General features: G+C 30.4%; 8 protein-coding genes. 7 read left to right on the top strand and 1 reads right to left on the bottom strand.

All coding sequences use genetic code 11. From position 1 onward, the window contains the following. The first annotated feature begins 289 nt into the window (after window positions 1-289). From htpG to FGK85_RS13795, 3 genes are all read left to right on the top strand, one after another. On the top strand, window positions 290-2,164 hold the full coding sequence (gene htpG / locus FGK85_RS13805) for a molecular chaperone HtpG (protein ID WP_138207584.1): 1,875 nt from the start codon (window positions 290-292) through the stop codon (window positions 2,162-2,164). Between the two features lie 283 nt (window positions 2,165-2,447). Then, window positions 2,448-2,996, top strand: coding sequence for a pyruvate kinase alpha/beta domain-containing protein (locus FGK85_RS13800; protein WP_138207582.1), 549 nt, complete (start codon window positions 2,448-2,450; stop codon window positions 2,994-2,996). A gap of 492 nt (window positions 2,997-3,488) precedes the next feature. Further along, window positions 3,489-4,631 carry a phosphodiester glycosidase family protein gene (locus FGK85_RS13795; protein ID WP_138207580.1) on the top strand — a complete coding sequence of 381 codons (1,143 nt, stop codon included), beginning with the start codon at window positions 3,489-3,491 and terminating at the stop codon, window positions 4,629-4,631. Window positions 4,632-4,640: 9 nt separating this feature from the next. On the opposite strand, the gene FGK85_RS13790 is transcribed toward FGK85_RS13795, so the two are convergent. Next, entirely contained in the window at window positions 4,641-5,492 is an 852-nt protein-coding gene (locus FGK85_RS13790; RefSeq protein ID WP_138207578.1) for a DegV family protein, read from the bottom strand. Between the two features lie 387 nt (window positions 5,493-5,879). Between FGK85_RS13790 and splB the strand changes: the two genes are divergently transcribed. From splB to FGK85_RS13770, 4 genes are all read left to right on the top strand, one after another. Continuing rightward, window positions 5,880-6,902 carry a spore photoproduct lyase gene (gene splB, locus FGK85_RS13785; RefSeq protein WP_138207576.1) on the top strand — a complete coding sequence of 341 codons (1,023 nt, stop codon included), beginning with the start codon at window positions 5,880-5,882 and terminating at the stop codon, window positions 6,900-6,902. Between the two features lie 54 nt (window positions 6,903-6,956). Then, window positions 6,957-7,712: a 5'/3'-nucleotidase SurE gene (surE, locus tag FGK85_RS13780; protein ID WP_138207574.1), complete on the top strand. Its 756-nt coding sequence runs from the start codon at window positions 6,957-6,959 to the stop codon at window positions 7,710-7,712. Window positions 7,713-7,852: 140 nt separating this feature from the next. Next, window positions 7,853-8,266, top strand: a complete 414-nt coding sequence (mntA, locus tag FGK85_RS13775; protein ID WP_138207572.1) for a type VII toxin-antitoxin system MntA family adenylyltransferase antitoxin — start codon at window positions 7,853-7,855, stop codon at window positions 8,264-8,266. Next, window positions 8,263-8,688, top strand: a complete 426-nt coding sequence (locus FGK85_RS13770; protein ID WP_138207570.1) for a HepT-like ribonuclease domain-containing protein — start codon at window positions 8,263-8,265, stop codon at window positions 8,686-8,688. The genes mntA and FGK85_RS13770 overlap by 4 nt, the downstream gene beginning before the upstream one ends. The last annotated feature ends 155 nt before the right edge of the window (window positions 8,689-8,843 follow it).

The raw sequence follows: 8,843 nt of genomic DNA, 5'->3' as shown, positions 1-8,843 counted from the left end.
AAGATTTCGTGGGGTAGGGGTAAGTGTATCTATTTTTGCGACCTATCGGTCTGCGGGCTTACCAGCCCTTTAAGTAAATGTAAAAAGATACAATTCCAGTAAAAATAAAATTTTTACTGGAATTTAGGTGCTAAATCTCTGTAATAGGAATGAAAAACTTGACAAAATAAATGAGTTTGCTAAAATAAAGTTAGCACTCACTAAGTTTGAGTGCTAACAAAAATGCGGTAAAAGGCATAGGCCTTTCACATTTTTAATAACTTAAACTATGATGAAAGGAAATGATAAAATGTCTAAAAAACAATTTAAGGCAGAGTCTAAGAGACTATTAGACTTAATGATCAACTCAATTTACACAAATAAAGAAATATTTTTAAGGGAACTTATATCCAATGCCAGCGATGCAATTGATAAGAGATACTATCGCTCACTTACTGATGAAAATATAAGTTTCAATAGAGAGGATTTTTACATAAGAATTTCTGCAGATAAAGAAAATAGAACTCTTACAATTACTGATACGGGTATAGGTATGACTGAGGAGGAACTTGAAAACAACCTTGGAACCATTGCAAAAAGTGGATCTTTTGCTTTTAAAAATGAAATGGAGACAAAAGAGGGTGTGGACATTATAGGGCAGTTTGGAGTTGGATTCTATTCTGCATTTATGGTATCAGATTCAATTATTGTAAAAAGTCGTGCACTTGATTCTAATGAGGCATACAAATGGGAGTCAAAGGGTGTAGAAGGCTATGAAATTGAAACCTGTGATAAGGATGAAGTAGGAACTGAAATAGTATTAAAAATAAAAGAAAACACAGAAGATGAAAATTATGATGAGTTTTTAGAGGAATACAATATACAATCTTTAGTTAAAAAGTATTCCGATTTTATAAAGTATCCAATTAAAATGATGGTTAAGAAAAGTAAGTTAAAAGAAGGCAGCGAAAGTGAATATGAGGACTACTTTGAAGATGATACTTTAAATAGTATGATTCCTATTTGGAGAAAAAGTAAAAATGAAGTAAGTACTGAAGATTATGAAAGATTCTATATGGATAAGCACTTTGGCTATGAAAAGCCTTTAAAATCAATTATTTCTACTGTGGAGGGTGCAGTAAGCTATACAACCTTATTATTTATACCTGCTAGAGCTCCTTACGATTTTTATACAAAAGACTTTGAAAAGGGTCTAGAGCTGTACTCTAATGGAGTATTAATAATGGAAAAATGTGCAGATTTGTTGCCAGATTATTTTAGCTTTGTTCAAGGCTTAGTTGATTCAGCGGATCTTTCTCTTAATATTTCAAGGGAACTTTTACAACATGATAGACAGCTTAAACTTATTGCAAAGAAAATAAAAGACAAAATAAAGAATGAACTTTTATTAATGCTTAAAAATGACCGTGAAAAATACATTGAGTTTTTCAATAACTTTGGAAAACAATTAAAATTTGGCGTGTATTCTGAATTTGGTGCTAATAAGGATGTACTTCAGGACTTACTTATGTTCTATTCATCAACAGAGAAAAAACTTGTTACTCTTGATGAATACATTTCTCGTATGAAAGAAGATCAAAAATATATATACTATGCACCAGGAGAAACTGTAGATAAAATAGATAAATTACCACAAACTGAAGCTGTAAAAGACAAGGGTTATGAGATATTGTATTTCTCTGATGAAGTGGATGAATTTGCTATTAAAATGCTTATGAAATACAAAGATAAAGAATTTACATCTGTTTATAGCAATGATTTAGGCTTTGAGTCTGATGAAAAAGAAGATCAAAATGAAACAGATGAAAATAAAGAATTATTCAAATTTATGCAGGAATCCTTATCTGGTAAAGTAAAAGAAGTTAAAGCATCAAAAAGATTAAAGAGTCATCCAGTTTGTCTTGCTAATGCTGGAGATATTTCAATTGAAATGGAAAAAGTTCTTAAGATGATGCCAGATAATCAGAATATAAAAGCTGATAAAATACTAGAAATTAATACAAATCATGAAATGTTTACTGCTCTTAAAGATGCATTTAAAGAGGATAAAGATAAATTAAAAATGCTTTCAAATTTATTATATAACCAAGCGTTATTAATTGAAGGACTTTCAATAGAAGATCCTGTACAATTTGCTAATGATGTATGTAAATTGATTAAATAGTTTTATTAGAAAAACATATTAACTAATAAAAGTGTCCCAAACATTGATTTTTAATGCTTGGGTACTTTTTATTTATATATCATTAAATTGTTTGTTATGGATATGATTCCGGTAGATTTTTTAACTTTTCACAGGATAGGGAATTTGTAGTATAGAGAAAAAGTGACACTAGTAGCACCTAGGTGAATTATATAATTTGCAGCTTAGAAATTATGTGTGAAGATTAGCATAGTTTAGTATGTTATAATTAAGATAAGTTACTGATTTGATTGGGGGAGATACCATGTACTTTAAGGAAAAAGGAAAAGCAAATACCGAAAAATGTGTGGAACTTGCAATTAAGGAAGCAAGAAATAGACATATAAAGCATATTGTTGTGGCTACTAATAGTGGATATACGGGCAAACTATTTCAAGAAGCTACTGACTTAAACATTGTTTGTGTTACTCATGCTTATGGATCTAAAAAACCTGGTGAAAATGTTATGCTTCAAGAAACAGTAGAGGAGCTTAAGAGTTTAGGAATTAAGGTTCTTACTACTACTCATGTGCTAAGTGGTGCAGAAAGAGGCATAAGTAAAAAATTTGGTGGAGTAAGTCCTGTGGAAATTATGGCTCATACTTTAAGAATGTTTGGACAAGGGACTAAAGTTTGTGTGGAAGTAAGTGTTATGGCTTTAGATACGGGACTTATACCTTACGGAGAGGAAATAATTGCAGTGGGGGGCAGTGCAGAAGGCGCAGATACTGCTGTGGTTATAAGTCCAGCTCATGCAAATAACATATTAGACACTAAGATAAATGAGATAATATGTAAACCTAAAAACTTCTAATATCATTGTCTTCTTTGTAATAGGAAGATAAATGAATTAGAACATTAAATGGAAATTAAATAATACCGTAAATTAATGGGCTATATTATTGAATGTGTGTTTTGTTCAATGATATAGTCTATTTTGATTATAATAGTATAGAATTTTTTGCTTTTTTAAAAATATTACTAGTTTTTTTAAAAATATTACTATGATATAATAAACAGAGCTCTTAGCTTCAGATGGAGTTTTTACTCCAACTGAAGGTTAGAGAACGTTATCCAGGGACGTAGCTGCCGTTAACTCGCACTTTGTTAAAAGTGGGAGTGTTACGGCAGGTAGTCATCGGATAAACAGAGCTCTTAGCTTCAGATGGAGTTTTTACTCCAACTGAAGGTTAGAGAACGTTATCCAGGGACGTAGCTGCCGTTAACTCGCACTTTGTTAAAAGTGGGAGTGTTACGGCAGGTAGTCATCGGATAAAATAAATTATTTATAAATGGGGGAAACATCATGAGTGATTTAATGACAGAGAATTCAGTAGATAGAGATAAGATAAGGATTTCAAGAAAAGAAAGAAGAAAATCAAGAAAAGTAAAAAGAAAAGTTAAAAAAAGAAAAAGGTTTAAGATATTATTAGCAATATGTATATTGCTTACAGGCATGTATTCAAGCTTGGTATTTTTAGATATACCTGTAATTTCGGACCTTAGAGATATATACATAGAAACTGCAATGACAACAGCAACTCATCAATGGCTGGCTACATTGTTTTTTCCAGATTCATTAATAAATAGGGTTATGAGTAAGAAAGTAGATAACTCTAATTTAGTATCAGTTACAAATATAGATAAAGAACCAAATGATAGTAAAGATATAAATAGTGGACAAGCAGGGGATATTTTAAATCAGAAAAATTTAAAAGTTGGGGATAAAGACTATGCAGGAAATGATGTGGTTATAAATGATATTGAACAAGGAATTATAATATCTAAAGTTAGCGGTAACAAGTTTAAAGGCAGGATTGCATTGATTGATGATCCTAAGAGAGTATTTGTAGGTACTACAGATAAAAAAGGTATTTCTGGAAGAGCGATTTTGGATTTCATTAGTATGTATGATGCTGTATTAGGCATCAATGCCAGTGGCTTTAATGATGCTGGAGGTGTAGGTAATGGTGGCAGTATTATAGGAGTTACATATGAAAATGGACAAAAATGGGGAGAATATACAAGCGGATATGGAACAATAGCCTTTGACAAAAATGATAGGCTTATTGTTGGCGGAATACGAAATTGGGATAAATATAATATAAGAGATGGAGCTCAATTTTCGCCAGTATTAATTTCAGATAATAAGATGGTAATTAGTGGCTCAGCAGGATGGGGACTTCAACCAAGAACTATTGTAGGGCAGAGGAAAGATGGAGTAGTAATATTTTTGGTTATTGATGGAAGACAGCCAGCCTACAGTTTAGGTGCAACTATGGAGGATTGTGCACAGGTTATGCAATCCTATGGAGCTGTTACAGCAGCAGCTTGTGATGGTGGATCATCATCCATTATGGCTTATGACGGAAAAATTTTAACAAAATGTTCTTCACCATCAAAGATTGGAAGACTTTTGCCTAATGCATTTTTAGTTAGAAAAAAATAAGAGAGCCTTTTAAACTAAAGGCTCTTTTTCTATGACTACACCTACAAGACCAGGACCAGTATGAACACCAGCAACTGGGCTTATATCTCCAAAACCTAAGTAACTTATATTAGGATTATCCTTTAGAGAATCGTAAAAGAGTTTACCTTCCTCATAAGCACCACCGTGCATTACCCAAACTTTTGCTTTTGTATTATTTAAGTTTTCTTGAATTATATCCATAAGCTTACTTTTTGCCTGTTTTTTTCCTCTAACTTTGCAATATGTATAATAAATTCCCTCATCATTTATAGATATTATTGGTTTAATATTTAATAGTTGTCCTAGGGTTCCAGAGACTTTACCTATTCGTCCACCCTTTATTAAGTATTCTAAGGTATCAACTATATAATAAACACTAATATTATCTCTCATCTGTGGAAGAGCGGATACAATTTCATCATAGCTTTTTCCATTCTTTATCATTTCGCCGCAACCTATAACTAATGCACCAGCTCCAAGAGTTAAGGATTTGGAGTCAAAAACTGTTATATTAAGATCGGTATGCTCGCTAGCAGCAAGCTTTAGTGTGTTATAAGTACCAGATAAACCGGAACCTATAGGGATTGCAATAGCGTGTGTATACCCTTCAGACTCAAGCTTGTAAAAAAGATCATGCATGTCTGCCACAGAAGGCAAGGATGTATGAGGAACTTCTACCTTTAAATTATCATATACTTGTTGAGGAGTTATATCAACTTTATCAATATATTCTTTATCTTTGTATATTATTTTTAGGTTAAGTATTTTTATATCATATTTTTTTATAAATTCTTCATTTAAATCACATGTGCTATCTGAAATTAAAGCTATTTTTTCCAAAATAATGCCTCCTAATAAATCAATTTAATACATGGTTTTCAAAACTACGTATAACTACATTAATATAATACCACCTAGTGAGTAAAATATCAACTAAAAGATTCCAGTTATAAATGTATAAAAATCATATTTTGTTATAATAAAATAAATTATTAATTTAATTGGAAGAACATCAATATGTATTTTGTACTAAAATAAAAAATTCATACTAAAGTATTAATTTAAAAGTTTAAAATTAGCACTTTGGCATGAATTTAAAACTCTCCAAAACTTACTTAGCAGTCCTTCAAAGTTGTAAGGTTATTAAAGACAACAACAAAGGGCTGTATAATATTTAACCTCTATGTAAAAATTAATAATAAACAAATCAACGGAGGATTTTAAAGTATGTTTATTCCTAAGAGAGTAATATTTGAAAGAGGAAGTTTAGACTATGAAATAGGTAGAGATGTATTAAATTTTTTTAAAGGAAATAATGGTGTGCAAATTATAAATATCACTTCTAATAGAATTAAAGAAAATATTCCAGGAGAGGATTTATATAATTTTTATAGAGAAGGTAAAAAAACTTTAGTAGTGGGGGTGAAGAAGGGATTTAAGTTTCAATCATGCAAGCCTTCAGCACATTATCAATTGCCATTAGTATCAGGTTGTACAGGTCAGTGTCAATATTGCTATTTAAATACTAATTTAGGTGATAAACCTTATATAAAAATCAATGTGAATGTTGAAGAAATACTTTCTAAGGCAGGAAGCTATATAAATGAAAGGTTGCCAGAGGTAACTATATTTGAAGGCTCTGCTACCTCTGATCCTGTGCCAGTGGAGCCTTATTCTCATTTGTTAAAGAGAACTATAGGGTTTTTTGCAAATAATGAAAATGGAAGGTTTAGATTTGTTACAAAATATAATGATGTAGATAGCCTTATAAATTTAAATCATAGGGGTAAAACTGAAGTAAGGTTTACTCTGAATACAGATAAAGTTATAAGGGAATATGAAAGCAGAACTGCATCCATTGATAAAAGAATAGAAGCCAGTGTTAAGTTAGCTAGGGCAGAGTACCCAATAGGATTTATAATAGCACCGGTATTTATTTATGAAGGATGGGAAGAAGATTATAAAAATTTATTAATAGAATTAAAAGATAATTTGCCAACAAATTTAAAGTATCCTATAACTTTTGAAGTAATATCCCATAGGTATACTTCAAGAGCAAAGGATATAATATTGAAGGTTTTCCCAGACACTAATTTACCAATGAAGGATGAGGAGAGAAAATATAAATATGGTCAATTTGGTTATGGTAAATTTGTGTACGAAAAAGAACAACTTGATCATATGAAAGAATTCTTTACAAGGGAAATAGAAGAAATATTTAAAAATAGTACCATAAAGTATATAATATAAGTAATGCGTTAATGTATTATTTATATTAACAGGGAATTAGAAAGGAGTAATTAAATGAATATATTAATTACTAATGATGATGGAATAGATGCTAGAGGAATTAGAGCCTTAGCAGAGGAAATTTGTAAAAATCATGAAACTTTAATAGTTGCCCCAAGAGAACAGCAAAGTGCTACTAGTCACTCAATATCTATAAATAAGCCTATAAAAATAAAGGAAGAAAAACTTGAAGGTTTAATATGTAGTGCCTATAGTGTACTTGGAACCCCAGCAGATTGCACTCAAGCAGGTATTTCACTACTTGGAAAGGATATAGATTTAGTTATTTCAGGTATTAATAGAGGGCTTAATGCTGGTACGGATGTATTGTATTCTGGTACAGTTTCTGCTGCTATCGAAGGAGCTATTTATAATGTTCCATCCATTGCAGTTTCTATGGAAGTAGATTGGGAAAAAGATGATGAAGACTACAGTAAGGCAGTAAAATGGACAAGTAAAATACTTAAAATGGTAGAAAAAGAGTATTTAAGAGGGGATGTGGTTCTTAATATAAACATTCCAAATATAAAAGACGAAGATATAAAAGGAATCAAGGTTTGCAGAATAGGAAAGTCTACTTACAATGCAAAATACACATTAATAGAAGATAGTGAAGATAAGATTTATAAAAAAAATGGAACGAGAAATGAAATACAGGAGAAGGATTCTGATTTATATTTTCTTTCTCATGGATATGTAACTGTAACTCCACTACACTTTGATTTTACTAATTTTGAGATTTTAGAGGGAGTAAGAGATATAATTGAATAATATGGTCTGATATAGAATATCTTTTGGGTATAATATAATTAAGATGCATTAATTTTAAGTAGTTCTGGCGAATGATAGCTGGGAATAGTGTTATGTTATAATACAATAAAGTGGCGTTAAGTTTCCGAGGGGGAATAAAAATGAGAATTGCTAATCAAAATATATTAGATAAATTAAATAGCATTGAGTTTAAACAATATATAAGTAAAATGGATATTAACACTGTGTTAGTTTTTGGAAGCGTTTTAACAGATGATTTTCATGAGTACTCTGATGTAGATATAGCCATATTAGGTAAAGACAGTCTTAAAATAAAGGAAATTTTAGATTTGGAGTTGTATTTAGAAAATCTTTTAGAACGAAGTATAGATGTGGTTGATTTAAATAGTGATACATTGGATATATTTATAAAAATCAATATACTAAACACTGGTAAGGTTATTTATTCTTCAGATTATAATAAGTCTGTAGAAGAGCTAATTGAAAGAGTTCATTGGTATTATAAGCAGAATGAACACTATTTTGATTGTAGAAGGAGAGATTTAATATCATGAATGAAGATAGGTTATATAAAATAATTGAAGATATGACCGAGACTATATCTCTTTTAGAGGGATGCATGAATTCTCTAAAAAATGAAAAGGATGCAAATAAATCTTTGTATATAGAATATGGATTAAAACAAATATTTGTTGATTTTTTCATAACTGTTGAAAGTTTAACATCTTTGATATTAAAGGAATTAAAAAAATTTAAAATAGGTATTGATATGAAGCAATCACTTGAATTTATAAAGGAAAACAATATTATTGATGAAGAGTTGCATTTATTTTTAGATGAAGCAAGACTTATGAGAAATAGAATTTCTCATAGATATAAGGAACCGTCTAGAAAAGAAATATTAGAATTTATCAACCTAAATATGGATAAGTTTTCTAGAACTTTAGAGGTTACGAAGAAATTAATAAATATGTAAACAAAAGGAGATGCCGCATTAAATATATATTGTGAAGTAAGTGCATAGGAAAAATCTGATTTTAATTCCGTGATAAATGTGAAATTTTGGACTTGAACAATACGCCAAGAACTTCTAATATTTGTCCATTTAAAGCCCCTAAAGTTTTCAAACTC

The sequence above is a fragment of the Haloimpatiens lingqiaonensis genome, assembly GCF_901447495.1.
Classification (GTDB): domain Bacteria; phylum Bacillota; class Clostridia; order Clostridiales; family Clostridiaceae; genus Haloimpatiens; species Haloimpatiens lingqiaonensis.
The sequence above is the reverse complement of the archived record's forward strand: the minus strand, read 5'-3'. Positions and strand labels throughout refer to the sequence as shown.

Excerpts from the sequence above, each read along its gene's own strand:
- mntA (WP_138207572.1), top strand. The coding sequence starts at position 7,853 with ATGAGAATTGCTAATCAAAATATATTAGATAAATTAAATAGCATTGAG.
- splB (WP_138207576.1), top strand. The coding sequence starts at position 5,880 with ATGTTTATTCCTAAGAGAGTAATATTTGAAAGAGGAAGTTTAGACTAT.
- FGK85_RS13800 (WP_138207582.1), top strand. The coding sequence starts at position 2,448 with ATGTACTTTAAGGAAAAAGGAAAAGCAAATACCGAAAAATGTGTGGAA.
- surE (WP_138207574.1), top strand. The coding sequence starts at position 6,957 with ATGAATATATTAATTACTAATGATGATGGAATAGATGCTAGAGGAATT.
- FGK85_RS13795 (WP_138207580.1), top strand. The coding sequence starts at position 3,489 with ATGAGTGATTTAATGACAGAGAATTCAGTAGATAGAGATAAGATAAGG.
- htpG (WP_138207584.1), top strand. The coding sequence starts at position 290 with ATGTCTAAAAAACAATTTAAGGCAGAGTCTAAGAGACTATTAGACTTA.
- FGK85_RS13770 (WP_138207570.1), top strand. The coding sequence starts at position 8,263 with ATGAATGAAGATAGGTTATATAAAATAATTGAAGATATGACCGAGACT.